Annotated in this window: 21 protein-coding genes; 15 read left to right on the top strand and 6 right to left on the bottom strand. The window is 67.6% G+C overall.

Annotated elements, in window-relative coordinates:
* Window positions 1–180: 180 nt before the first annotated feature.
* On the top strand, window positions 181–1,134 hold the full coding sequence (locus tag ASE95_RS18185) for an SGNH/GDSL hydrolase family protein (RefSeq protein ID WP_156347875.1): 954 nt from the start codon (window positions 181–183) through the stop codon (window positions 1,132–1,134).
* A gap of 161 nt (window positions 1,135–1,295) precedes the next feature.
* Here ASE95_RS18185 and ASE95_RS04805 read toward each other — a convergent pair whose 3' ends face one another.
* The gene (locus tag ASE95_RS04805) at window positions 1,296–1,763 is read right to left on the bottom strand and encodes an Hsp20 family protein (protein ID WP_056632121.1); all 468 of its coding nucleotides are present in this window, start codon (window positions 1,761–1,763) and stop codon (window positions 1,296–1,298) included.
* A gap of 201 nt (window positions 1,764–1,964) precedes the next feature.
* Between ASE95_RS04805 and ASE95_RS04800 the strand changes: the two genes are divergently transcribed.
* The 5 genes from ASE95_RS04800 (at window position 1,965) to ASE95_RS04780 (ending at window position 7,997) form a co-directional block, all read left to right on the top strand.
* A complete protein-coding gene (locus ASE95_RS04800; RefSeq protein ID WP_056632117.1) occupies window positions 1,965–4,433 on the top strand; it encodes a TonB-dependent receptor in 2,469 nt (822 codons plus the stop codon).
* A 514-nt stretch (window positions 4,434–4,947) separates the two neighbouring features.
* Window positions 4,948–6,198, top strand: coding sequence for a lipoprotein-releasing ABC transporter permease subunit (locus ASE95_RS04795; protein ID WP_056632114.1), 1,251 nt, complete (start codon window positions 4,948–4,950; stop codon window positions 6,196–6,198).
* A 37-nt stretch (window positions 6,199–6,235) separates the two neighbouring features.
* Window positions 6,236–6,928, top strand: a complete 693-nt coding sequence (locus ASE95_RS04790; protein WP_056633224.1) for an ABC transporter ATP-binding protein — start codon at window positions 6,236–6,238, stop codon at window positions 6,926–6,928.
* Entirely contained in the window at window positions 6,925–7,521 is a 597-nt protein-coding gene (locus tag ASE95_RS04785) for a GNAT family N-acetyltransferase (protein ID WP_056632109.1), read from the top strand. The genes ASE95_RS04790 and ASE95_RS04785 overlap by 4 nt, the downstream gene beginning before the upstream one ends.
* Window positions 7,518–7,997, top strand: a complete 480-nt coding sequence (locus tag ASE95_RS04780) for a glutathione peroxidase (protein WP_056632104.1) — start codon at window positions 7,518–7,520, stop codon at window positions 7,995–7,997. Before ASE95_RS04785 ends, ASE95_RS04780 begins: the two co-directional genes overlap by 4 nt.
* A 113-nt stretch (window positions 7,998–8,110) precedes the next feature.
* Here the strand turns inward: ASE95_RS04780 and ASE95_RS04775 are convergent, their stop codons facing one another.
* Window positions 8,111–8,698, bottom strand: a complete 588-nt coding sequence (locus ASE95_RS04775) for an HdeD family acid-resistance protein (RefSeq protein WP_056633221.1) — start codon at window positions 8,696–8,698, stop codon at window positions 8,111–8,113.
* Between the two features lie 104 nt (window positions 8,699–8,802).
* Here ASE95_RS04775 and dnaE point away from each other — a divergent pair, with 104 nt between their 5' ends.
* Window positions 8,803–12,303, top strand: coding sequence for a DNA polymerase III subunit alpha (dnaE, locus tag ASE95_RS04770; protein WP_056633218.1), 3,501 nt, complete (start codon window positions 8,803–8,805; stop codon window positions 12,301–12,303).
* Between the two features lie 37 nt (window positions 12,304–12,340).
* Here dnaE and ASE95_RS04765 read toward each other — a convergent pair whose 3' ends face one another.
* Window positions 12,341–13,423 (bottom strand): PA0069 family radical SAM protein, encoded by a 1,083-nt coding sequence (locus tag ASE95_RS04765; RefSeq protein ID WP_056632102.1) that lies wholly within the window; start codon window positions 13,421–13,423, stop codon window positions 12,341–12,343.
* A gap of 147 nt (window positions 13,424–13,570) precedes the next feature.
* On the opposite strand from ASE95_RS04765, the gene ASE95_RS04760 reads away from it, so the two are divergent.
* Window positions 13,571–14,068: a hypothetical protein gene (locus ASE95_RS04760; protein WP_056632098.1), complete on the top strand. Its 498-nt coding sequence runs from the start codon at window positions 13,571–13,573 to the stop codon at window positions 14,066–14,068.
* Here ASE95_RS04760 and moaB read toward each other — a convergent pair.
* The 3 genes from moaB to ASE95_RS04745 form a co-directional block, all read right to left on the bottom strand.
* Window positions 14,043–14,570 carry a molybdenum cofactor biosynthesis protein B gene (gene moaB, locus ASE95_RS04755; protein ID WP_056632095.1) on the bottom strand — a complete coding sequence of 176 codons (528 nt, stop codon included), beginning with the start codon at window positions 14,568–14,570 and terminating at the stop codon, window positions 14,043–14,045. The genes ASE95_RS04760 and moaB overlap by 26 nt on opposite strands.
* 137 nt (window positions 14,571–14,707) lie before the next feature.
* The gene (locus tag ASE95_RS04750) at window positions 14,708–16,540 is read right to left on the bottom strand and encodes a lytic transglycosylase domain-containing protein (protein ID WP_056632093.1); all 1,833 of its coding nucleotides are present in this window, start codon (window positions 16,538–16,540) and stop codon (window positions 14,708–14,710) included.
* Entirely contained in the window at window positions 16,537–17,301 is a 765-nt protein-coding gene (locus ASE95_RS04745; protein WP_056632090.1) for a uracil-DNA glycosylase family protein, read from the bottom strand. Before ASE95_RS04745 ends, ASE95_RS04750 begins: the two co-directional genes overlap by 4 nt.
* A 119-nt stretch (window positions 17,302–17,420) precedes the next feature.
* Between ASE95_RS04745 and ASE95_RS04740 the strand changes: the two genes are divergently transcribed.
* The 7 genes from ASE95_RS04740 (at window position 17,421) to ASE95_RS17220 (ending at window position 25,164) form a co-directional block, all read left to right on the top strand.
* Window positions 17,421–19,079: an electron transfer flavoprotein-ubiquinone oxidoreductase gene (locus ASE95_RS04740; protein WP_056632087.1), complete on the top strand. Its 1,659-nt coding sequence runs from the start codon at window positions 17,421–17,423 to the stop codon at window positions 19,077–19,079.
* Window positions 19,080–19,403: 324 nt separating this feature from the next.
* Complete coding sequence (locus tag ASE95_RS04735; protein ID WP_056632084.1) at window positions 19,404–20,954, top strand: tetratricopeptide repeat protein; 1,551 nt, start codon at window positions 19,404–19,406, stop codon at window positions 20,952–20,954.
* Window positions 20,955–21,788 (top strand): 4-(cytidine 5'-diphospho)-2-C-methyl-D-erythritol kinase, encoded by an 834-nt coding sequence (locus tag ASE95_RS04730; RefSeq protein ID WP_056632081.1) that lies wholly within the window; start codon window positions 20,955–20,957, stop codon window positions 21,786–21,788.
* Window positions 21,789–21,900: 112 nt separating this feature from the next.
* A complete protein-coding gene (gene recA / locus ASE95_RS04725; RefSeq protein WP_056632080.1) occupies window positions 21,901–22,974 on the top strand; it encodes a recombinase RecA in 1,074 nt (357 codons plus the stop codon).
* 34 nt (window positions 22,975–23,008) lie between these two features.
* On the top strand, window positions 23,009–23,845 hold the full coding sequence (locus tag ASE95_RS04720) for a class I SAM-dependent methyltransferase (RefSeq protein ID WP_056632077.1): 837 nt from the start codon (window positions 23,009–23,011) through the stop codon (window positions 23,843–23,845).
* Window positions 23,842–24,489: a glutathione S-transferase family protein gene (locus ASE95_RS04715; RefSeq protein ID WP_056632074.1), complete on the top strand. Its 648-nt coding sequence runs from the start codon at window positions 23,842–23,844 to the stop codon at window positions 24,487–24,489. The genes ASE95_RS04720 and ASE95_RS04715 overlap by 4 nt, the downstream gene beginning before the upstream one ends.
* A 291-nt stretch (window positions 24,490–24,780) precedes the next feature.
* A complete protein-coding gene (locus tag ASE95_RS17220) occupies window positions 24,781–25,164 on the top strand; it encodes a DDE-type integrase/transposase/recombinase (protein ID WP_162234664.1) in 384 nt (127 codons plus the stop codon).
* Window positions 25,165–25,621 lie beyond the last annotated feature (457 nt).

The following is a 25,621-nucleotide window of genomic DNA, read 5'->3' as shown; positions in this document are numbered from 1 at the left end:
CGCGTCGCGACGGCAGGCACGGCGCGGCGATCCGGGGTATCCCGACCTGCTGCGCCGTGCCTGCGGCGATGGTCGTGCGCAAGTCGTTGCGCAGCCCCCCTCACGTGCGTTAACCTTCCGTTTACAAGATAAAACGGGAGGATAGTCATGATCGGACGAATGACGGCATTGGCGTGTGCGATGACGATCGCCGCCCCGGCCATGGCGCAGGTCGCGCCGCCTTATTCATCGTTGACGGTGTTCGGTGACAGCCTGGTCGATGCGGGCAACGTCCGGGCGCTGGGATTGGGGGCGAACCCGGCGGACGGATATGTCGCGGGGCGGTTCACCAACGGGCTGGATTACACCGACCTGCTGAGCATGGCGATGTATGGTACGCCGACGGTGGCGTCGCTGCGCGGCGGCAGCAATTATGCCTTTGGCGGCGCACGCGCGACGTCGACCTCGCTGCTTCCCGACGCGCTGGAGCAGGTGGCGGTCTACCGGGCCGTGGCGGCGACCGGCAAAGGGGTCGATGCCGGCGGCCTGTTCCTGCTGAACTTCGGCGGGAACGACGTGTTCGCGGCGAGTCTGCCCGGCAACCCGGCGGGTTATGACAGCGACACGTCGTTCCTGAAGGAGGCCGCCGGCAATTATGCCCGGGCCGTGCAGTCGTTGAACGACATCGGCGCGCGCAACATCCTGCTCACCGGTTTTCCGGTGGCGACCGAGGGGCTGCCGCTTGGCTATTCGCTCGCGGCGGAAGGCTATCTGACGGAGGCGCTGGCGGGATTGTCGCTGGCGCAGGGCACCACGTTGATGCGCTACAGCTACCTCGACTTCTTCGGCCGCGTGCAGGCGAACCCCGCCGCCTACGACTTGCCCGCGACGCTGACCCTGCCCGATCCGGCTTCGCCCGCGACGACGACCTGCCGGGGAGCGCGGGCCTTGCCGGCGTGTACGGGATTCTTCTCGTTCGACGGCACTCATCCGACCGCGGCGATCCACCGCGCGCTGTACAACGACATCAACCGGCAATTCGGGTTCGGGCTGCCGGCGGTGCCGGAACCGACGACCTGGGCGATGATGCTGATGGGGTTTGCGGCGATGGGGGCGGCGTTGCGGCGCGACCGCCGGGTGCGCGCGGCGGCGTAGCATTGCCGGAGTGTCACCGCGGAGCCGATCCGGGGTGGCGGAGCGTCTCGATCGGCGAACATCGCTCCGGGCTCAAGCCGGCAAGGGAAAGGCGCCCGAGCCTTGCGGCCCGGACGCCCCCACCGGCGCCTCGAAAGGGAGCAAAGAAGCGCCGATCCCGTTCAGGCCGCCCGTGCTTCGCCGGGAGCCTGGTTCTCGACGGCGGTCAGCGGTGCGCCGGTCCGGATCGCGATGCTCTTCGGCTTCATCGCCTCGGGCACCTCGCGGACCAGATCGACCACCAGCAGTCCGTCGTTCAGCCGTGCATCCTCCACGAACACGAAGTCGGCCAGTTCGAACCGCCGCTCGAAGCTGCGGTTCGCGATGCCGAGGTGGAGGAACTGGTTGTTGTCCGCCTTGTCATCCTTCTTGCCGGTCACCAGCAACAGGTTCTGCTGCGCGGTGATCTCGATCTCCTCGCGGCTGAACCCGGCGACGGCCAGCGTGATGCGGTAGCGGTCGTCCGCCACGCGCTCCAGATTGAAGGGCGGATAATTCTCTGCGCTGCTCCGCGCATTGGCTTCGATCAGATCGAAGAGACGGTCGAAACCGATCGTGGAGCGGCGATAGGGGGTAAGGTCGAAACGCATCGTCAAATCCTCCAGCGAGCTATTTGAAAGCGGCGCCCGGCATTGCGCGGCACCTGTTCCGTGCGGCCCGGTGACCGGCGCCGCACGAGCATGAATTTGGGTTCGGAACGAAGCGATTCAAGGGGGTGTTAAACTCCTAGTTTCTTGATGGGATATGCGCAAAGCTGCAGAAGGCCATCAAGACGACCAAAGGGGAATCGCATGTCCGTCACGCTCGCCATGTTGCTGGCCGCCCAGTCCGGCGCACCCGTCGCCGTGCCGCAGCCGCCGCAACAATCCACGCCGGTCGTGGTGGGAGAGCGGATCGCGCCCGCCACGACGCCGGGCGATCCCGACCGGAGCGAGGAACAGGTGCAGCGCAGTTCCGCCGCATCGGACGTCGTGGTCACCGCGCGCCGGCGGGCCGAATCGGCGCAGAACGTGCCGATCCCGATCTCCGTGGTCGGGGTGAAGGAACTGGACGCGACCGGCAGCTTCAACGTCCAGCGGCTGCAGCAACTCCAGCCGACGCTGCAATTCTATTCCACCAACCCGCGCAATTCGTCGATCAACATCCGCGGCCTGGGCGCGCCGCTGGGCCTGACCAACGACGGGATCGAGCAGGGCGTCGGCATCTATATCGATCAGGTATATCTGAGCCGCGTCGCCGCGGCGACGCTCGACTTCCTCGACGTGCAGCAGATCGAGACGCTGCGCGGGCCGCAGGGGACGCTGTACGGCAAGAACACGGTCGCGGGCGCGATCAACATCACCAGCAAGGCGCCCAGCTTCACCCCGCAGGGCCGCGCGGAAGTGTCGGTCGGCAATCTGGAGTTCAAGCAGGCCAAGGCGTCGGTTTCCGGACCGCTGACCGACAATGTCGCGATCCGGCTGGGGCTGTCGACGACCAGCCGGCGCGGGACCGTCTACAATGTCGCGTCCGGCGACAATGTGAACGCGCAGGACAATCTGGGCATCCGCACCGCGATCCTGTGGAAGGCGACCGACGACCTGAACCTGACGCTGTCGGGCGATTATTCACGCCAGAACCCGGATTGCTGCGCGCAGATCTTCGTGCGGGTCGGCGCGACGCAGCGTCCGCTCAATCGCCAGTTCGACGCACTGGCGGCCGCGCAGGGATATGAGCCGCCCAGTCGCAATCCGTTCGACCGGCTGACCGATCTGGACGCGACGCTGAGCGCGCGCAACGAGCTGGGCGGGCTGTCGCTGCGTGGCGAATACCGGCTGGGCGAGGGGACGCTGACGTCGATCACCGCCTATCGCTTCTGGGACTGGCTGCCGGCCAACGACCGCGACTTCACCGGGCTGCCGATCACCACGCTGTCGCAGAATCCGACGCGGCAGGATCAATATACGCAGGAATTCCGCTATGCCGGTGAGGGCAGGGGCTTCGACTATGTCCTTGGCCTGTTCGGTTTCTATCAGACGATCGATACCACCGGCACGCAGCGTCAGGGACCGGCGGCGAGCGCGTGGCTGATCAATCCGTCGAACCCGCTGTCGCGCGATCCCTCGGTGCTCGACGGGCTGACCGCGGCCAACGACATCAGCCTGAAGAACTTTTCCGGCGCGCTGTTCGGCAAGCTGAACTGGAAGCTGGGCGAGGACGTGACGCTGTCGCCGGGCGTGCGGCTGAACTATGACGACAAGACCGGCAGCTACATCAGCGTGGTGCGCGATGCGCAGGGCAATCTGGTGCCCGGCACCGGCGGCACCGCGCGGCAGGCGGCGCAGCGCGACGCGATCCAGCCGCAGGAGTTCCGCGACCAGAAGTTCCGCGAATGGAACGTGTCCTACGATCTGACCGCGTCGTACAAGCCGTCCCGCGACGTCCTGCTGTACGCCACCTATGCGCACAGCTTCAAATCGGGCGGGCTGAACCTGAACGGCGTGCCGGTGGTGAACGGTGTGGTCCAGACGCAGCTGGCACAGGTCGACCCCGAGAAGGTCGACCATTTCGAGCTGGGCGCGAAGACGCAATTCTGGGACCGCAAGGTGACGCTGAACGTCACCGGTTTCTGGACCGAGATCAGCGACTATCAGGCGGTGGTCAACAACAGCTCGACCTCCACGTTGCGCGGCTATCTGGCCAATGCCGGCAAGGTGCGGGTGCGCGGGGTGGAAGCCGACTTCTCCGTGCGGCCCAGCGACCGGTTGACCTTCTATACCAACGGCGCGTTCACCGATCACCGATATGTCGACTTCAGGAACGCGCCGTGCCCGCCCGAACTGTCGGGCGGCGGCAGCGGGGGGACGATCGGTGCGCCGGGTGCGCCGGGCACCAACAGCCCGGTGGCGTGCGACATCTCCGGCCAGTGGCTGCCGGGAATCTCCAAGTTCGCCTTCTCCTATGGCGGGGAATATAACCTTCCGGCCGACGTGTTCGGACAAACGGGCGAAGCCTATGCCGGGGTGGACGCCAATTCGCGGACGAAGTTTTCGTCGAATGCGTCGCGATCGATCTACACCGACGTGGCGGGCTATACGCTGGTGAACGCGCGCCTGGGTTTCCGGACGGACAGCGGGGTGAATGTGTTCGGCTGGGTCCGCAACCTGTTCGACGCCGAATATTACGAGGTGCTGGCGACGACGCCTGGGAACACCGGCCTGATCGCGGGGAACGTCGGCGACCCGCGGACCTATGGGCTGACGGTGGGCTTCGGCTTCTAGGCCGCATCGACATTCGGCGCTTCGCGGGTGCCGCGCTTCATCCAGCCGTCGTGACAGGCGCGAAGCAATCCGCCGTTCCGCGCCAAGCCGCATGCTTCGCTACGCTCGGCTGCTGGTGCAGGTTCTGTAGCTGGGCAAAGTGGCATCCCTGCCACGGGGAAGTGGGTCGATACCGGCTTTCGCTTCCCGCGATCGGCAAGGTTTTAGGCGGGGTCGCGGCTGTCCCGGAACGGCAAACGCCCGGGCCGCTTTTACGACCCGGGCGCCTGCGTGACGATCGCTCGTCAGCCCCCTATCCTGCCCATTGCCCACGCGCTTTTTGTAAGAAAAAGCGGGACTTGATGGCGTTCCCCGAACCACGGCCTTTGCCTGTGTGCCAGTGCCCGAGGTATGCGGTGGAGCGTGTTCGCTGTCGATACAAATGAACCGGGGCAAAACCGATTGTGGCGCTCCTGTGACGATTCCGCCACAGCGCCCATTGCGGAAGCGCCCACGGCTCCCTATCGCCACGTCCATGTTGCTGTCCCGCTATGAAAGCATGATCGCGCGGCGGTATCTGCTGCCGGGCAAGGGTGAGCGCTTCATCGTGCTGGTGGCGGGATTCTCGCTGGGTGCGGTGATGCTGGGCGTCGCCGCGCTGGTGATCGTCATGAGCGTGATGAACGGCTTTCGCGCCGAGCTGTTCGACAAGATCGTCGGGCTGAACGGGCACGCCGTGGTGCAGGGCTACAACAACCGGCTCGACAATTGGCAGCGTGTCGTCACGCTGGCGAAGGCGACGCCGGGAGTGACCAGCGCGGTGCCGATGATCGAGCAGCCGTTGTTCGCGACCTTCAACGGTCGTGCGGAGGGCATCCTGCTGCGCGGTATGCGGCCCGAGGACATTCGCACCAATCCGACGATCCGCAGCAAGGTGGTGGCCGGCAGCCTGGCATCGCTGACCCCGAACAGCGGCAACGTGGCGATCGGCGCGCGGTTGGCGGAACAGCTGGGCGCGACGATCGGGTCGGAGATCACCGTCATCAGCCCGCTTGGCCGCTCCACCCCGTTCGGCACCGTGCCGCGCAGCGTCGGCTATGTCGTCGGCGCGATCTTCGAGGTCGGGGTCTACGATTACGACAAGGCCTACGTCATCATGCCGCTGGCCGATGCGCAGACCCTGCTGCTGACCGGCGACACGGTTGGCATGATCGAATTGCAGACGCGCGACGCCGATCAGGTCGGCCCGATCCTGGCCCCGCTGGCGCGACAGGTGCAGCCCTACGGCGTCATCAGCGACTGGCGGCGGCTGAATTCCGAGTTGTTCGACGCGCTGGCGGTCGAGCGGGTGGCGATGTTCGTGGTGCTGTGCATCATCATCCTGGTGGCGGCGTTCAACATCGCCAGCTCGCTCATCATGCTGGTGCGGTCGAAGACGCGCGACATCGCGATCCTGCGCACGATGGGGGCGAGCCGGGGCGCGATGCTGCGGATCTTCATAACGGTGGGCACGTCGATCGGCGTGCTGGGCACGTTCGCCGGGCTGCTGCTGGGCACCGTGTTCCTGTTCTTCCGGCAGGCGGTGGTCAATTTCGTCCAGCTGGTGACCGGGCAGAACCTGTGGGATCCGTCGATCCGGTATCTGACCGAATTGCCGTCGAAGGTCGATCCGGTCGAGGTGACCGCGATCGTGCTCATCACATTGCTGATGACGTTCCTGGCGACCATCTATCCGGCGCTGAAGGCGGCGAATACCGATCCGGTCGAGGTGTTGCGGTATGAATGACGCGAACGATACGCGCGCAGGGCCGCACAGCCAGCCGATGTTCGATGGCGCGCAACCCGTCCTGCAGACCACCGGGCTGGCGCGCAGCTTCACGCAGGGCGAAACGACGATCCACGTCCTGCGCGGGGTGGACCTGACGGTCGCGCGGGGGGAGATCGTCGCGTTGCTGGGGCCGTCGGGATCGGGCAAGTCGACGCTGTTGCAGGCGGTCGGGTTGCTGGAGGGCGGATTTTCCGGATCGATCCGCATCGCCGGGACCGAGGCGGCGAAGCTGGATGCGGCGGGGCGCACTGCGCTGCGCCGCGACCGACTGGGCTTCGTCTACCAGTTCCACCATCTGCTGGCGGATTTCAACGCGATCGAGAATGTCGTGCTGCCGCAGCTGATCCATGGTGCCGAGCGCGCCGCGGCGGAGGAGCGTGCGACGGTGCTGCTAACCGCGTTGGGCGTGGGGCATCGTTTGACGCATCGTCCCTCGAAGCTGTCGGGTGGCGAGCAGCAGCGGGTGGCGGTGGCGCGTGCGCTGGCGAATCGCCCGGCGCTGGTGCTGGCCGACGAGCCGACCGGCAATCTGGACGAGGCGACCGCCGACCGGGTCCTGGCGGAGTTCCTGCGGCTGGTGCGTGGCGAGGGATCGGCGGCGCTGATCGCGACCCATAACGAGCGGCTGGCGGCGCGAATGGACCGGGTGGTGCGGCTTCACGAAGGGCAATTGGAAGTCGCGCCGTGACGTCGGCGGCGTGGCGGGAGGTGCCGACGCTGGCCGGCCGCCATGTCACGCTGCGCCCGCTGGAGCGCGACGACCGGGCGGCGTTGCTGGCGGCGTTCGGCGAAGGGCTGGATCATGTGTTCGCGACGGTCGTGCCCGATGCGGCGACGATCGACGGCTGGTTCGACGCGATCGAGGCGCAGCGGACGGCGGGGCGCGCGCTGCCGTTCACGGTGCTGGATGCCGCCGGGCGCGTGTCGGGCGCGACGCGGTTCCTGCGCATGAACGAGGCGCATCGCCGCGTCGAGATCGGCGGCACCCTGTATGCACGGCGCGTGCAACGAACCGGCCTGAACACCGAGGCGAAGCGACTGTTGCTGGACCATGCATTCGCGGTGCTGGACTGCCAGTGCGTGCAGTTCCGCACCAGCTGGCACAATCGTGCCTCGCGCGCCGCGATCGAGCGATTGGGCGCGCGGATGGACGGCGTGCTGCGCGGGCATATGGTGACCGGGGAGGGCGAGGTGCGGGACAGCGTCGTCTATTCGATCCTGGCGCATGAATGGCCGCAGGTGCGGCGCAATCTGGACTATCTGCTGGAGCGACCCCGATGAGCGCGATCACCGAACTGACCGTTATCGCGGCCGACGGCAGCGCGGTGTCGCTGGAGCGCTGGCGCGGGCAAGTCCTCTTGATCGTCAACACAGCCTCGAAATGCGGGTTCACGCCGCAATATGAGGGGCTTGAGACGCTGTACCGCCGCTTCGCCGCACGTGGGTTCGCCGTGTTGGGGTTTCCGTGCAACCAGTTCGGCGCACAGGAACCGGGCGATGCGGCGGAGATCGCGAACTTCTGTTCGCTGACCTATGACGTCACGTTCCCGCTGTTCGCGAAGATCGACGTCAACGGCGCGGATGCCGATCCATTGTTCGAGCGGCTGAAGGCCGAGGCGCCGGGACTGCTGGGGACCAAGGCGGTCAAGTGGAACTTCACCAAGTTCCTGATCGACCGCACCGGGCGGGTCGTGCACCGCTACGCACCGACGACGAAGCCCGAGGACATCGCCGCCGATATCGAGGCGTTGCTGTAGGCGCTTCTGACCGGCGACAGATCGCATGCTCCGGATCGGACCGGGGGTGGCGAAACAACGACCCGCCTCGCCGGTTCGACCCGGCGCGCACCATGGCTCGCCGCGTCGTTCGTTCAACCGGGAATAGCGAAGGCCTCGGCACCCTTGCGATGGTCGCTCGCGGCGGTGATCGCGGTGATGCCGCCGACCAGGAAACTGAGGCCGAGGATGAAGCCGGGCAGCGTCAGCGCCGACCATGGCACCGTCGACAGGATGAAGCCGGCCAGCAGGATGTTGAGCACGCCGAGCGCGATCATCAGCCCGCGCCGCCGCCGCATCCGCAGACCCAGCACCACTTCCAGCACGCCGCGCACCCCCAGCCAGATCGCGACGATCAGCGTCAGCGACAGTGCGCCGGTGGCGGGTTCGAACACCATGACCGCGCCGACGATGACGGTCAGCACGCCGAACACGACCGCATAGAGCCGGCCTTCGTGGCCCTGTCCGAACAGGCCGGCGGCGATCGAGAACACGCCGGAGACGAACAGCAACGTCCCGATCACTACCGTTGCTGCGTAGGTGGCGGCGAACGGCCATACGAAGGCGGCGATGCCGACCAGCACCGAGACGATGCCATACGCCATGATCCAGCCCCAGCCCGCCCCGATCGACGCGGTCGCGGGGCGAAGGCCGCCTGCCGGGTTGCTGCCGAATTGTACCATGCCGATCACTCCTGTTCGGGTCTGGCGAACGGACCGGCGTGCCGGCGGTTCCGGCGGACGTGTCGGGGATGGTCGAATCGGGTCGGCACGCCTAGTTTATGCCGATGCCGCATTCCGGGTTCGTGCCTCTCCGCATCTTTTCCAGCTACACCATGCTCGACGGCGCAATCGAGCCGAAGGCGATCGCCAAGCGCGCGGCCAAGCTGGGCTTTCCCGCCGCCGCGCTGACCGACCGCAACGGCCTGTACGCCGCCATGGCATTTTCCGATGCGGCGATGGGCGCGGGCGTGCAGCCGGTGATCGGCACGATGCTGGGCATCGCACGCCCCGACATGCCGGAGGGGGTGGCCCCCGCGATCGACTGGATCGCGCTATATGCGCAGGATGAGGACGGTTATAACAATCTGTGCGCGCTGGTCAGCCGTGCGCATCTCGACCGGCCGCTGGAATTGGTGCCGCATGTCGGGTTCGACGTGCTGGAACGCCATGCCACCGGGTTGATCGCGCTGACCGCCGGGGGCGAGGGCGGGGTCGCGCGGCTGTTCGCGGAGGATCAGCCCGCGCGCGCCGCGGCTTACGGCGACCGGCTGCACGCGATCTTCGGCGACCGGCTGTATCTCGAACTGTGCCGTCGCGACGATGCGGTGGAGGACAAGGCGGAGCCGTTGCTGCTCGACCTCGCCTATGACCGGGGCTGGCCGATCGTCGCGACCAACCCGTGCTGTTTCGAGGAGGCCGATTTCAGCGACGCGCACGATGCGATGCTGTGCATCGCGTCGTCCAGCTATGTCGTCAGCGAGGATCGCCCGCGCAGTTGCGGCCATGCATGGATGAAGCCCGCGATCGAGATGGCCGCGCTGTTCGCCGACTTGCCCGAGGCGCTGGCCAATACGCTGGTGGTCGCGCAGCGCTGCGCGGTCGCCGCGCCGAAGCGCAAGCCGATCCTGCCCAGCCTGGCGGGCGACCGCGAGGGTGAGGCGACGATGCTGCGCAACGACGCCGCCGCCGGTCTGGAGGCGCGGCTGGACCGGATCGAGCAGCTTGGCGGACAGCCCGCCGACGATCCCGAGTGGCGAGAGGCGTATCGCCAGCGGCTGGCATTCGAGGTCGACGTCATCATCCAGATGGGCTTTCCGGGCTATTTCCTGATCGTCGCCGATTTCATCAAATGGGCCAAGGATCATGACATACCGGTCGGTCCCGGCCGTGGTTCCGGCGCGGGTTCGGTCGTCGCCTGGGCGCTGACGATCACCGATCTCGATCCGATGAAGCTGGGGTTGCTGTTCGAGCGGTTCCTGAACCCCGAACGCGTGTCGATGCCCGATTTCGACATCGACTTCTGCGAAACGCGGCGTGGCGAAGTGATCCGTTACGTGCAGGAGAAATACGGCCGCGACCAGGTGGCGCAGATCATCACCTTCGGTAAGCTGAAGGCGCGCGCGGTGCTGAAGGATACCGGCCGCGTGCTCCAGATGAGCTATGGGCAGGTCGACCGGCTGGCCAAGCTGGTGCCGAACCACCCGACCGATCCGTGGGACCTGAAGCGCGCGCTGAACGGCGTGCCGGAACTTGCCAAGGAATATTCGAACGACAATCAGGTCCGCCATCTGTGGGATCTGGCGACGAAGCTGGAGGGGTTGCCGCGCCATTCCTCCACCCACGCGGCGGGCGTGGTGATCGGCGACCGGCCGCTGGCGCAATTGGTGCCGCTGTACCGCGATCCGCGTTCTGACATGCCGGTCACGCAGTTCGACATGAAGTATGTCGAGGGTGCGGGGCTGGTGAAGTTCGACTTCCTCGGCCTGAAGACGCTGTCGGTGCTGAAGAAGGCGGTCGAGCTGCTGAAGAAGCGCGACATCCATGTCGATCTGGACGCGCTGGAATGGGATGACGAGGGCGTCTACAAATTACTCCAGCGCGGCGACACCGTCGGCGTGTTCCAGCTGGAATCGGAAGGGATGCGGCGCACGCTGTCCGCGGTCCGCCCGAGCAATTTCGGCGACATCGTCGCGCTGGTCTCGCTTTACCGCCCCGGGCCGATGGACAATATTCCGTCGTTCGGCCGGCGCAAGCAGGGGACGGAGGAGATCGCCTATCCTCATCCGCTGCTGGAGCCGATCCTGAGCGAGACGTACGGGATCTTCGTCTATCAGGAACAGGTGATGCAGGCCGCGCAGGTGCTGGCCGGCTATTCGCTGGGCGGCGCCGACCTGTTGCGTCGCGCGATGGGCAAGAAGGTGAAGGCGGAGATGGACGCGCAGCGTTCGACGTTCGTCGAGGGCTGTGCCGCGCACAACCAGATCCCCGCGCCTTATGCCAACCAGCTGTTCGACTTGATCGACAAGTTCGCCGGCTATGGCTTCAACAAGAGCCACGCCGCCGCCTATGCCTTGCTGGCGTACCAGACTGCGTGGCTGAAGGCGCATCACCCGGCGGAGTTCTTCGCCGCGTCGATGTGTTACGACCTGCACCAGACCGACAAGCTGGCGATCTTCGTCGACGATGCGCGGCGGCTGGGCATCGGGCTGCTGCCGCCGTGCATCAACGGCAGCGTCGCCGAATTCGACGTCGAGCCTGGCGAGGACGGCCGGCCGATGGTCCGCTACGCACTGGCGGCGCTGAAATCCGTTGGCGAGGGCGCGATGGAGAAATTGTGCGAGGAGCGTGCCGGCAAGGGGCCGTTCCGCAGCCTCGACGATCTGGCGGCGCGCGTCGATCCGCGATTGCTCAACAAGCGGCAACTGGAGACGCTGTCGGCGGCGGGCGCGTTCGATTGCATCGACGGCAACCGGGCCGGCGTCCATGCGGTCGCCGAAACCGTGTTGGCGATCGCCGCGCGCACGCATGAAGGACGGACGAGCGGGCAGGGCGGTCTGTTCGGCGACGATGCCGGTGCTGGGGATGCAATCAAACTGCCGGCGTCGGCACGCTGGGCGTTGGCGGAGCGAATGGAGCAGGAGAAGGAAGCGTTCGGCTTCTATTTCTCCGCGCATCCGGTCGACCGTTACCGCCATCTGGCCAAGACGCATGGCGCGCGCAGCTACGTCACGCTGGGCGATCTTGCGATTGCCGAGGGCGCGCGGGTGATGGCGACGATGGCGGTGCTGGTCGAGGATGCGCGCTGGCGCACGTCGGCCCGTGGCAAGCGCTATATGATGGCGACGCTGTCCGATGCGAGCGGACAATTCGTGGCGACGTGTTTCGACGATGGCCCGGCCGCCGATCTGGAAGAGGCGGCACGCAACGGCGGGTGCGGGCTGGCGACGGTCGAGCTGGATCGCCGTCCGGGCGAGGAAACGCCGCGGGTGACGGTGAAGTCGATCAAGCCGTTCGAGACGCTGGCGACGTCGACGCGGTTCGCGCTGGAGGTGCATGTCGTCGATGTGGCGGCGGTGCAGGCGCTGGCAACGCTGATCGGTCCGGTACGCGGCGCGCGCGGCAAGGTAACGCTGAAGGTGCCGATCGACGACGGCGAGGTTGCGACGGTGATCCTCGATCGCGACTTCGTGCTGGATGCCGAATTGGCGGAGCATATCGAGGCGCTGCCGGGGGTGACGAAGGTCGAGTTCGAGATCGAGGAGACGCGGCTGCGCTCGGTAGGGTGAGGGTGCCGCTTATCGTGCGGTATCGAGCGACGAGCGGCTAGAAGAGTTCACCCTGCGCGCCGGCCGGCGGGCGGAACAGGTCGCAGCGCAGCTCCAGCCGCCGCCGTCGATCCTCGAAACCGGCCCTGGTGCGCGCGATCCGGAAACGCGTTCGCAGCAGTTCCGCCCACGGTCCCTGACCCTTCATCCGCATCCCGAAGCGCGGATCGTTGTCCTTGCCGCCACGCAGCGACTGGATGATCGCCATCACCTTGGCCGCGCGATCGGGATAATAAGCGTCGAGCCACGCGCGAAAGAGTGGCGCGACCTCCCACGGCAGCCGCACCGGTATGTACGACACGCCCAGCGCCCCGGCCGCCGCGGCGCGCGCGACGATCGTCTCGACCTCGTCATCGGTGATCGCGGGGATGATCGGGGCCATGTTGACATAGGCCGGCACGCCTGCGTCGGTCAGCGTGCGCACCGCCGCCAGCCGCCGCTCCGGCGCGGTCGCGCGCGGCTCCAGCGTCATCGCGATGCGCGGATCGAGCGAGGTGATCGAGATCGCGACCGCCACCAGCCCCTTCGCCGCCATCGGGGCGAGCAGATCGAGATCGCGCACCACCCGGTCGGATTTCGTGGTGATGACCAGCGGGTGATCGCACGCGGCCAACACCTCGATCAGGCGGCGCGTGACCTGCCACTCGCGCTCGATCGGCTGATAGGGATCGGTGTTGGTGCCCAATGCCATCGGTGCGCAGGCATAACCCGGCTTGCGCAATTCGGCGCGCAGCAGGACGGCGGCATCCGGCTTGGCGAACAGCTTCGTCTCGAAATCCAGCCCCGGTGACAGATCGTGGAAGGCGTGACTGGGCCGGGCGAAGCAATAGATGCAGCCGTGTTCGCAGCCACGATACGGGTTGATCGAGCGATCGAAGGGTACGTCGGGGGACTGGTTGCGCGAGATGATCGTGCGCGGGTGCTCGACCGTTACCGAGGTACGCACCGGCGGTGGCGCGCCGTCGATCGCCGCACGCGCATCGAGCCAGTCGCCGTCCTCCTCCGCCTGGGGCAGGTTGAAGCGGGTGCTGTGCGTATTGAGCGTGGCACCGCGAACGGCGCGAATCTTGCCGGACCCCATCGAGGCAATCTAGCACCAAGGCGCGAACGTATCAAGAACATCGTCGGTGGCGAAAGTGCATCCGGAACGGCGCGATATCCCATAGCCGCGCCTGTCCCACCCGATCCGATCCGGCGTAGATCGACACCGAACATCTTGGGGAAAACGATGCATATCAAGGACCAGCAGCAACTCGCTCGCGTCCGGGCGGAATGCCGGCGGCTGGTGACCAAGCGATCGTTGTTTTCCGCCGCGACCGGCGCACTTCCGGGTGGCATCGCGGGCGCGGCCAGCGACATCGTCAACCTCCGCTCGCTGTTGCCGGCCGTCAACAAGAAGTTCGGGCTGGACCCGACGCAGGTCGACGAGCTGGACGAGCAGATGAAGGAGCAGGTGGCGGTGACCGTCGCGCGGATCGGCAGCGGCTTCATCGGAAAGCTGATAACCGAAGGGATGATCGCGACGGTGCTGAAGCAGGTCGGAGTCCGGCTGGCGACGAAGACGGCGGCGTCTTACGTGCCGGTCATCGGATCGGGCGTTGCGGCGGGGCTGAGCTTCGGGATGATGAAGCTGATCGGCAACAAGCATGTCGAGGATTGCTACGACGTGGTGGGCGAGATGCTGGCGGCACAGGCGAGCCCTACCGCTCCGTCAGGCGCGGCATGAGTTCGACGAAGTTGCAGGGGCGGTGGCGGCTGTCGAGCTGGCTGGCGAGGATGCCGTCCCACGCATCTTTCACCGCGCCGGTCGATCCGGGCAGCGCGAAGATATAGGTGCCGCGCGCGACGCAGGCGCAGGCGCGACTCTGAACGGTCGAGGTGCCGATCGTCTGGAAGCTGAGCCAGCGGAACAGCTCGCCGAAGCCGGGGATCATCTTGTCCGCCACGCGTTCGACCGCTTCGGGCGTGACGTCACGCCCGGTAACGCCGGTGCCGCCGGTGGTGATGATGCAATCGACCTCCGCATCGTCGATCCAGCGGTGAAGCCGGGCGACGATCGCGTCGGCATCGTCGCGCAGGATCACCCGATCCGCCAGCACGTGCCCCGCCGCCGACAACCGCGCGACCAGCGTGTCGCCGGAGCGATCCTCGGCCAGTCCGCGCGTGTCGGACACGGTGAGCACCGCGATGCGGACGGGAAGGAAGTTGCGGTTCTCGTCGATCGGCATCTCCGTGGGTTAACCCCCGGGCGTGGCGGCGTCCAGCGCCGCGCGTTCGTCGCGAGATGGTGGCTGAACGCGATCCAGGGCGGATTGGCACTCAGCGCTTCACGGGTGGCGGACCGAAAGCCGATGAAGATGATCCGTCAGTTCGCCTGCACCGGGGTGCGCACGTCGACGCTGGCGTTGACCGCGAGCGCGGTATCGCGGGCGACCGGGGTCTTCATGCGTACCGCCGTCGCGCCCGGCAGGCCGGGGAAGCGCGGCCACATGCCCTGTGCCAGTGCGACGCGACTGGGGCTTTTCGCCTTGCCGCCCTGGGCCTCGTACATCCAGTAATTGCGCAGCACGGTGACGACGTAGCCGCGCGTCTCCCAATAAGGGATGCTCTCGATATAGAGCAGCGGATCGCCGCCATCGCGGACCAGCGCGTTCCATTCGCCGACCGGCTTGGGCCCGGCATTATAGGCGGCGATCACCTTGGGCAGCAGCCCGCCGGTCAGCCCCATGTCGCGCAACTTTTCGATATGGCGCTGGCCGATGTCGATGTTGGTGGACGGGCGGGCGAGCGCGTTCTGATCGACGGCGATGCCGCGTTCCCGCATGTAATCGGTCGCGGCGGCGGGCATGATCTGCATAAGGCCGAACGCGCCGGCCGGACTGCGCACCTTGTTGCGGAAGCCCGATTCCTGCAGCGTGTGCGCATAGACCAACGCCTTGTCGATCCGCCAGCCGGTGTCGGGCGTCCATTTCGGCATCGGATAGCGCGTGTCGGCGGTGGCGACGGCACCCTGCGGCATGTTGTGCGCCAGCCATACGGTGGTGGCGGGCAGATCGAGCGTCTCGCTGAGCCGGACGAGATGGCCGAACTCGGTCGGGTCGCCGATCCGCGCCTGTTGCCGCACGACGCGATCCGCCTCCTCGATCTCGCCGATTTCGGTTAGCGCGGCGGCGACGCGAATGTTGGGCCGACGCTCCAGCCGCGCCCAGTCGCCCGAGATACGCTGCGGACGGACCGCCGGCATTCCCAACCCGAGCGCCTGCCGCGCGAGCAGGCCATAGAAGGTCTCGCCATATTGCGACGCGGTTTTCAGCCGCGCCTCGACACGGTCAGGGCGACCGCAAGCCGTGTCCGCGCGCGCCGCCCAGAACAGCGCCGTGGCGCGCATGTCGGTGTCGGCGGAACGTGCGGCGACATTCTCGAACTCGACCTGCGTGGTGGCGCAATCGTTCTGCCGCCACGCCGCCAGCGCCTGCGTCCAGCGGCCCTGGATCGCCCAGTCGCCACTGCCCGCCGCGGCGCGTGCGCCCAGATCGCGCGCCCGCGTATCCAGCCCTTGCAGGAAGTAGATCCAGGCGACGCGTGCCTGCCATTCGGTTTGCGCCTCCGGCGACAGGCCTGGCGTCGATTCGAGCAGCGCCTGCGCCTCCGCGCCGAGATCCGCCTTGACCAGCGGCTGCATCTTCACGGCCAGATCGGCGGCGACCAGATCACTGCCGGTCGCGCGGGCACGCACGCGAATCGGCGCGCCGTCCTGCCAGATCAGGCGTTGCTGTTCCGGCAGCACCGGCAGGTCGGTCAGCCCGCGCGCGCGCGCGACGCGCACCAAGGCATCGCCCTGCGGCAGTTCGGGGGCTTCGGCCAGCAGCCGCGCCACCGCCACGCCATCGGCACGCGGCGATCCCTTTGCGGTGAAGAGTTCGGCGCGGGCGTAGGAATGGAGCGGGCCGGGGGCCATCGCGTCCAGCCCGAGCTGCGCGTCGTTCCACCGCCCCTCGTGCAAGGCGGCGAAGACCGCGCGATAGCCACTGCGTTGTTCGGGGGTGAGCTGCGACGGGATGCCGGCGTCGGCAGGGAGGGCGGGTGCCGGAGCGGGAGGCGCGACGACCGGCAGTACGCCGCCGACCGGCGCGGCGTGCGCGGCAGGTATGAGCGTCGCGGCGGCAAGCAGCAGCCCGGCAGCGTAAGCGCGCTTCATCGTTCGACGTCCCCGGTCAGCATCAACAGATCCTTCCATGCTTCCGACTTGGCAGCCGCCCGGTCCAGCAGGAACCGCGGATGATGGCTCGCCACGACCTGCGTGACCGTGCCGTCCTTATGGTTAAGCGTGTGAAAACGCCCGCGCGCGTCGGCCACATTCATCGACAGGATCGCACGGCTGGCCGCATCGCCCATCACCAGCAACCGTTTCGGCGCGGCGAGCGACACATGGTGGCGCGCGATCTCCCCCAGCCGCGCCTCCACGTCGCGGGGCACGCGGCCGGTGGTCGGGCGGCGCACGCACACCGAGGCCAGCCCGATATCGGCGCGGGAACGGCCGATCGCGGCGAGCATCCGCTCGAACAGCCGCCCGACATCGCCCTCCATCAACAAATCGCGGTCGTCGCGTTCCGGGCAGTCGACGAACACCATCAGGTCCGCGCCCGGAGGCCCGCTGGCGGCGATCGCCGCGCCGCCCCAGCGCGCCTCCGGCGTCGCGTCGCCGATCCGCCATGCCGTGAACGCATCATGGTCAGCGGGCAGCGCGTCGTCGACGATCGCGGCGGCATGACCCACCCGTCCCGGCAATCGTGGCTCGATGGGCACCGGAGCCGATCGCCGCGCCTCCGCCTGGCGTGCCGCGGTCTCCAGCCAGGCGAATCCCTCGTCGCCGACGCTTACGTCGACGCCGGCGTCGTGCCACCATTCGAGCACGCTGGCCGCGCTTGCCGCCCAATCGAGATTCTGGTCCGCCCCCATCCGGCTCATTAGGATGTGGAGTTGACGCGAAGGTCAACTTACTGGCACCGCCGATGCCGATAGAGCGTTGGCACGATACGACGAGCGCCCGACGCGGCGCCCGCGCAGGAGATGACGAAGTGAGCGACCGCGAATCCATGCCCTATGACGTGGTGATCGTCGGTGCCGGCCCCGCGGGGCTGTCGGCGGCGATCCGCCTGAAGCAGTGCGCCGCCGAGCGTGACGCCGACATCTCGGTCTGCGTGCTGGAAAAAGGGTCCGAGGTCGGTGCGCACATCCTGTCGGGGGCGGTGATCGACCCGCAATCGCTGGACGAATTGCTGCCCGACTGGCGCGACGCCGGCTGCCCGCTGGCCGAGGTGCCGGTAACGCAGAACCTGCATTGGGTGCTGACGAAGAACGGCAAGTTCGATCTGCCGCACCTGTGGACCCCGCCGTTCCTGCACAACAAGGGCACCTACACCGGCAGCCTCGCCAATCTGTGTCGCTGGCTGGCGGGCAAGGCCGAGGAGCTGGGCGTCGAGATCTTCCCCGGTTTCGCCGCCGCCGAGATACTGTTCGACGAGGATGGCGGGGTGAAGGGCGTCGCGACCGGCGACATGGGCGTGGCGCGCGACGGCACGCGCAAGCCCGATTATCAGCCCGGGCTGGAACTCCATGCCAAATACACCTTCTTTTCGGAAGGGTGCCGGGGGCATTTGTCCAAGGAACTGATGCGCATCTTCGACCTGCGCCGCGATTGCGATCCGCAGGTCTATGGACTGGGCGTCAAGGAATTGTGGGACATCGACCCTGCGCTGCACGAGCCGGGCAAGGTGATCCACACCCAGGGCTGGCCGATCAGCGAGCATGGCGCGAACGGCGGCGGATGGATCTATCATCAGGCCGGCGGGCAGGTGTCGATCGGCTTCGTGACGTGGCTGAACTATTCCAACCCCTATGTGTCGCCGTTCCAGGAGATGCAGAAGTGGAAGACGCACCCGCAGGTCGCCGCGCTGCTGAAGGGTGGCAAGCGCGTCAGCTATGGCGCGCGCGCGATCAATGACGGTGGTTTGCAGTCGATCCCCAAGCTGGTGTTCCCGGGCGGGGCGCTGATCGGCGACAGCGCAGGGTTCCTCAACGTGCCGCGGATCAAGGGCACGCACACCGCGATGAAGACCGGGATGATGGCCGCCGAGGCGGCAGTCGACGCGATCCTGTCGCAGCGAGGCGGCGATGAACTGACGGCCTATCCGGAGGCGTTCGAGCGCAGCTGGGTGAAGAAGGAGCTGTCGATCGTCCGCAACGTCGTGCCGCTGGTCAAGAAGTTCGGCGACCTGCTGGGCTCCGGGCTGTCGGGGGTAACGATGTGGGCGGAATATCTGGGGCTGAAGATGCCGTTCACGCTGCGTCATCATCCCGACCACGAAACCTTGTGGCGCAAGGATCTGGTCAAGAAGATCGACTATCCCAAGGCGGATGGCGTGCTGACCTTCGACCGTTTGTCCTCGGTATTCCTGTCGAACACCAACCACGAGGAGGACCAGCCGGTTCATCTGACGTTGAAGGACCCGGCGGTGCCGGTCGAGTACGACCTGCCGCTCTACGACGAACCGGCGCAGCGTTATTGCCCGGCGGGCGTGTACGAGATCGTCGGCGAAGATGTGGGCGACCCGAAGTTCGTCATCAACGCGCAGAATTGCGTCCACTGCAAGACGTGCGACATCAAGGATCCGACCCAGAACATCAACTGGGTGGTGCCCGAAGGTGGGGGCGGGCCGAACTACCCCAATATGTGAACGAGTTGGCGATCGGACGGGTCGTCATCCGTCGGTCGGCCCCAGGTCTCGGAACCGTTGTGCGGTCGTGCGGTGCGGCGGCGGTAGGATGCGCGCGAGGCTGCGGCTGTCGGCTATGACGGGCTGGATCACGCGACATCGCGCCGCACGTCTCGTGAACGCTGTCGCCGGTTCGCGAGTTGATGCGGGATGATGCGCCCCGCACCGCCACTGGACCTCGTCGATCGCGGTCATTACCCCGGCAATCGTTCCGCCCGATACCGAAAGATCGCCATCCCGCTCTCCCGTCGCCTCTCCGTGCCCATTGCCGCGTCGCTCCTCGCCATGGCCGCGCCCGCGACCGCCGCGACAGGCGATCTGGCCGCGTATGCGCGGGCGCGGATCGCCGAGGGAGACGGCGCCCTGGCGGCTGCCGCGCGGGATTATGCGCGCGTGCTGGCCGACGACCAGCGCGACATACCCACCGCCTCGCGCGCCTATCGTGCGGCGGTGCGCGCGGGCGACATGGCGCTGGCCGATCGCGCGGCAGCGACGCTGGCCGATTTGCGCGCCGCCCCTGCGGATACCGCGCTGTTGGCGCTGGCCAAGGCGGCGCGCGAAGGTGACCGTGCGGCGGCGACCGCCGCGCTGGCGCGGTTCGATGGCGATCGGCTGCGCATCCTATCCGCACCGCTGCGTGGGTGGGTGGCGCTGGACGCCGGGGGCGATCCGCTCCCGGCGTTGGCGCAGGCGCCCGACGAGCCGGTCGCGCGGCGCTTCGCCAGCGAGACGCGCGCGCTGCTGCTGATCGCGGCGGGGCGCACGGACGAGGGGGTGGCGGCGTTGCGGGCGCTGGGCGGCGGCGATCTTGCGGCGTTCGACCAGCGCGTCGCCGCCGCGCGACTGCTGATCGGGCAGGGCAAGGCGGCGGCGGCGCGCGCGTTGGTCGGCGAGGATGGCGGCGACACCGCGCTGGGCGTGGTCCCCGCGCGCGGGGCGGCTCCGTCGCTGGCATTCGGCGCGTCGCACTTGTTCACGCGCGTTGCCGCCGACCTCGCCACCGGGGAGCCGGGGCCGCTGACCTACACGCTGCTGCGCGCCGCGTTGCGCGCCGACCCCGGCGGCGACCGGGCGCGATTGCTGCTGGCGGGGGTGCTGGCGCGTGACGGCGCGCTCGACGCCGGGCTGGCGGTGCTGGATGAGGTGAAGGCCGACAGCGCCTATGCCTCGATCGCGGCGACCGGGCGGGTGCAGATGCTGGCGGAGAACGACCGCGCCGATGCGGCGTCCGCCACACTGGCGGGGCTGTCCGCCCCCGCCGATGCGCCGACCGGGGAGATCCAGCGGCTTGCCGATCTGCACATGCAGCTTGACCGGCCGGGGGCGGCGGTTCCGTTATACGCCCGGCTGGTCGAGCGCGCCGGTGACAAGGCCGATTGGGCCGACTGGCTGCAATATGGTGCGGCGCTGGACGGGGCGGGGCAATGGCCGGAGGCGCGTGCCGCGCTGGAAAGGGCCGTGGCGGGCGGCCCGGACGAGCCCCTGGCGCTCAATTATCTCGGCTATGCACTGATCCTTCACCGCGAACGGATGGCGGCGGCACAGGCGATGCTGGAGAAGGCCGCCCGACTGAAGCCCGACGATGCGGCGATTGCGGATTCGCTTGGCTGGGCGTTCTATCTGCGCGGGCAGCCCGCCCGCGCGCTGCCGCTGGTCGAACGCGCCGCGCTCGCCGATCCGCTGAACGCGGAGATCGGCGAACATCTCGGCGACATCTACTGGCGCGCGGGGCGGCGATTCGAGGCGCGCCATGCGTGGCGCGCGGCCCGGGTCACCGCCGATGATGAGGCGGCGCAGCGTTTGGATGCGCGGATCGCAGGGGGCTTGTCCGAATAGATGCCGACCGAAACCGCGCCTGCGAAAATCAATCTCGCGCTGCATGTCCGTGCGCGCCGCGCCGATGGCTATCATGAGCTGGAGACGCTGTTCGTCTTCGCGCGCGACGGGGATCGCGTGTCGGTGTCGCTGGCCGACCGGGAGTCTTTCGCGGTCACCGGGCCGTTTGCGGCAGCAGTCGGGCCGGCCGCCGACAATCTGGTGACCCGTGCGGAACGAGCCTTTTGTCAGGCGTTTGCACCTGATGCCCGCCATTCGATAACGCTCGACAAGCATCTGCCCGTCGCGTCCGGGATCGGGGGCGGTTCGGCCGACGCCGCCGCGACGCTGCGTGCGCTGGCGCGGCTCCACGACGTATCGCAGGAAACGCCGCGGCTGATGACGATCGCCGCGGCGCTGGGAGCCGACGTGCCCGCCTGCCTGCTGGGCCGCGCCACGTTCGGGCGCGGGCGCGGCGATGCGCTGACCCGGATCGAGGGGCTGGGCGATATGCCCGCGTTGCTGGTCAACCCGGGCGTGGCGGTGTCGACCGCGGCGGTGTTCGCGCGTTGGGACGGGGTGGACCGCGGCGCGTTGGCGACAACGGGCGCGACGCTCGCCCGCGCGCTGGCCGGACGTAACGATCTGCAGCCGCCCGCCGAGGCGGTGGCCCCGGTGATCCGCGACGTGGTGGCGCGGCTGCGTGCGTGCGATGGCGTGGTCGTGGCGCGTATGTCGGGATCGGGCGCGACCTGTTTTGCGCTGTTCGAGGATGCGGCGGCGCGCGATTCGGCGGCGGCGCGGATCGCGATCGAGACACCCGACTGGTGGCAATCCGCGACCACGATCGCCTGAGTGGTTGAATGTGCGCCAAAGTTCGCTACTTGTTCTTACGGAACAAAGTGAATACAACGGCACGGCGCGTTGAATGGTGCGCGCGGTTGCTCTAGCGAAAGGCTCCACGGCAATGGCCGCCAAACTTCAGGTGATCGATACCGGCATGGCAACCGCGAACACAGACCGTCAAAAGGCGCTCGACGCCGCGCTGGCACAGATCGACCGCGCATTCGGCAAGGGCTCGGCGATGAAGCTGGGCGCGAAGCAATCGATGGAGGTGGAGACGATCTCCACCGGCTCGCTGGGGCTCGACATCGCGCTGGGCGTCGGCGGGTTGCCGCGCGGGCGCGTGATCGAGGTCTATGGTCCGGAAAGCTCGGGCAAGACGACGCTGGCGCTGCACGTCATCGCCGAGGCGCAGAAAGGCGGCGGCACCGCGGCGTTCGTCGACGCCGAGCACGCGCTCGATCCGGTGTATGCCAAGAAGCTGGGCGTCAACATCGACGAACTGATCGTGTCGCAGCCTGATACGGGCGAGCAGGCGCTGGAGATCGTCGACACGCTGGTGCGGTCGAATGCGATCGACGTGCTGGTGGTTGATTCGGTCGCCGCGCTGGTGCCGCGCGCCGAGATCGAGGGCGAGATGGGCGACAGCCACGTCGGCCTGCAGGCGCGGCTGATGTCGCAGTCGCTGCGCAAGCTGACCGGCTCGATCAGCCGTTCGCGCTGTATGGTGATCTTCATCAACCAGCTGCGCATGAAAATCGGCGTGATGTACGGCAATCCTGAGACGACGACGGGCGGCAATGCGCTGAAATTCTACGCCTCGGTCCGCCTCGACATCCGTCGCACCGGCGCGATCAAGGATCGCGACGAGGTGACCGGCAACGCGACCCGCGTGAAGGTGGTGAAGAACAAGGTCGCGCCGCCGTTCAAGCAGGTCGAGTTCGATATCATGTATGGCGAAGGCATCTCGAAGGTCGGTGAGATCCTCGATATCGGGGTCAAGGCCGGGCTGGTCGAGAAGGCCGGTGCCTGGTTCTCCTACGATTCAGTACGGATCGGGCAGGGGCGGGAGAATTCGAAGAATTTCCTGCGCGAGAACCCGGAGATGATGGACCGGCTGGAAAAGGCGATCCGCGGCCGCACCGAACAGGTATCGGACGGAATGATGGCGGGGCCGAGCGAGGAAGACGACGTTTGATCGTGCGATGCGCTTCGTTTCGCGACGGTAGGGCGTGACCGGCGCGACGGAGTGGAGCGGCGCGGTCGGTTCGGTATGGGCGCAGGAACATGCCCGTACCGAACAGGCGTTGGCCGGCGTGGCCGCGGTGCTGGATGCGGCGATCGTGGCGGTGGCGCCGGCACGCGGGCGGGCTGTCGACCTGGGATGCGGCGGTGGCAGCACAGCGCTGACGCTCGCTGCGGCGCGGCCCGGCCTGACAATCACCGGCGTGGACCTGTCGGCCGAGCTCGTCGCGGTGGCTCGCGCTCGCCCGGCGCGTGCCGGTGTCAGCTTCATGGCCGGCGACATAGCCGAGGTGCTGCCGGGGCTGGCACCCGTCGACCTGCTGGTATCGCGGCATGGCGTGATGTTTTTCGACGATCCGGTCGCGGGTTTCGCGAGCTTGGGCAACAGTGCCGTCGCGGGTGCGCCGCTCGTCTTTTCCTGTTTCCGGGCGCGGGCCGAGAACGACTGGGCAGCCTCGCTCGATAATGCGCTCGATCTCGTCCGTCCGGTAGCGCCGGGCTATGCGCCGGGACCATTCGCGCTGTCGGAACGCGCGACGGTTCAGGAGGTGCTGACCGGCGCAGGATGGCGCGACGTGCGATTGCATGCGCATGACGTCGACTATGTGGTCGGGACGGGTGACGATCCCGTCGCTGACGCGCTCGCCTTCTACCGCAGGATTGGCCCGGCGGCGTCCGTCCTTGCTGCGGCGGAGCCCGACCAGCGGGTCGAACTGGAGCGACGGCTCGGCGATATGCTGTCGCGGCGGATACGCGACGGCGCGGTCACGTTCTCCGCTGCGATATGGGTGGTGTCCGCCCGCGCGCCGAAGGAACTGTCATGACGATCGTCGTCCATCACCTCGAAAACTCCCGCTCGCAACGGGTCCTGTGGCTGCTCGAGGAACTCGATCTCCCTTATGAGGTGAGGCGATATGAACGCGACAAGGCGACGATGCTCGCGCCGCCGGAACTGCGCCGCGTGCATCCGCTCGGCAAGTCGCCGGTCATCGAGGATATCGATGCGCCGGACGCCACCGGACCGCGCGTGATCGCCGAGACCGGAGCGATCGTGGAATATCTGGTCGACCGCGCCGACGGTCGGTTGGGCGCGCCGGTGCGGCGTGACGATGCGCTCGCCTATCGTTTCTGGCTGCATTATGCCGAAGGCTCGTTGATGCCGCCGCTGCTGGTGAAGCTGGTGGTGTCGCGCATACCGCTCGTCGGGAAGCGGGTCGGGACACGTATCCAGCCGATGATCGACCGGCATCTCGACTATGTGGAGGGCGCGCTCGCCGATCGTCCATGGTTCGCAGGCGACGCGTTCAGCGGCGCGGACATCATGATGAGCTTCCCGCTGGAGGCCGCGCGGCATCGCGCGGGGCTGGGCGCAAGCCGCCCGAACACGATCGGCTGGCTGGATCGCATCCACGCACGGCCGGCGTATCAGCGTGCGTTGGCAGCGGGTGGTCCATATGCCTATGCGTAAGGCGGAGCGTTGAGCGCGGTCACCGGCGGAGGCGTGCGACGATCGCTCGCGTGACCATGATGTACGGCGAGACGCCCGCGGCGGGCTAGACGCGGCTGGTCGGGGTGTCGGTGGCGTCGTGGCGATCAGTCGCGTCCGACCGCGCCACTGCCCATATCCGACCGTCAGCCGGTTGTACGTGCCGCGACAATGGCGCGAAGTACGCGTCGCCTTCACGCTCGACTGCTGCGATCGCGACGCGATGGGGCATGTGGCGACGGGCGGCTTACCGCCGGGGACGTGCAGAACCTGATGGTCGCCACGGTCGCGCACCGCTGCGGACCCGTGAACCGCCGATCCAAGCCCATCGAGTGGCTGACCGACAATGGCAGCAGCTACACCGCCCGCGATACCGGCAGGTTCGCCCGCGACAACGGGATGATCCCGCGCACGCCCGGTCAACAGCCGCAGTCGAACGGCATGGCCGAGGCGTTCGTCCGAAGTTTTGGATGCGACGATGTTCGCGCGAGCCCCACGCCGGATGCTCGGAGAATCATCGAACAGCTGCCAGCATGGCTGGCGCGTTACAATAAGGCGCATCCGCAGGCGCGCCGGGCTATCTTTCACCCCCCGGGTTCATCGCGAGAACCCGCGAAGCGCCGTCAGCCATGTAGGGGGCAACAAAAAAGAATGTAGAGCGACCCTGTTCGGCACGCGTTATGTGGACGTCTGTGCGGGGCCCCAAGCGGCCCGGCACGTGCGGTCGGCTGGATGTCCCGATGCGCGGCGGCTGCGAGCGAGCGGGGCGAGCCCGTTCGTGCGCCCCGTTACGACGCCGTGCAGCACGGGTGCAAACCGTCATCAGTTCCGTTGCGGTGCGTTGTCGCGCGGTACAGGCTTGGCCACTGTCGGCAGCGGAGGCGCGGGCAAGTCGACCCGCATCGTCACCTGCGCCGGCGGATCGTTCGGTCGAGAAGACAACGCTTTCCTAAATGGCGTATTCTCCGTCGATCCGGACTTGGTGCGAAGCGCCTTCTTCTATCCGGGACGGAGCATTCGGCGGATCAGGTTCGCAGCGACGATCGGCCGTATCAACGCACGTCGACGGTCCTGAAAAACCGAAAAGACCACAAGCGCGCATATGGCCGCGCGC

It is taken from the genome of Sphingomonas sp. Leaf231 (assembly GCF_001421995.1).
In the GTDB taxonomy this organism is placed as follows: Bacteria; Pseudomonadota; Alphaproteobacteria; order Sphingomonadales; family Sphingomonadaceae; genus Sphingomonas.
This window is presented reverse-complemented; position numbering and strand designations above follow the sequence as displayed.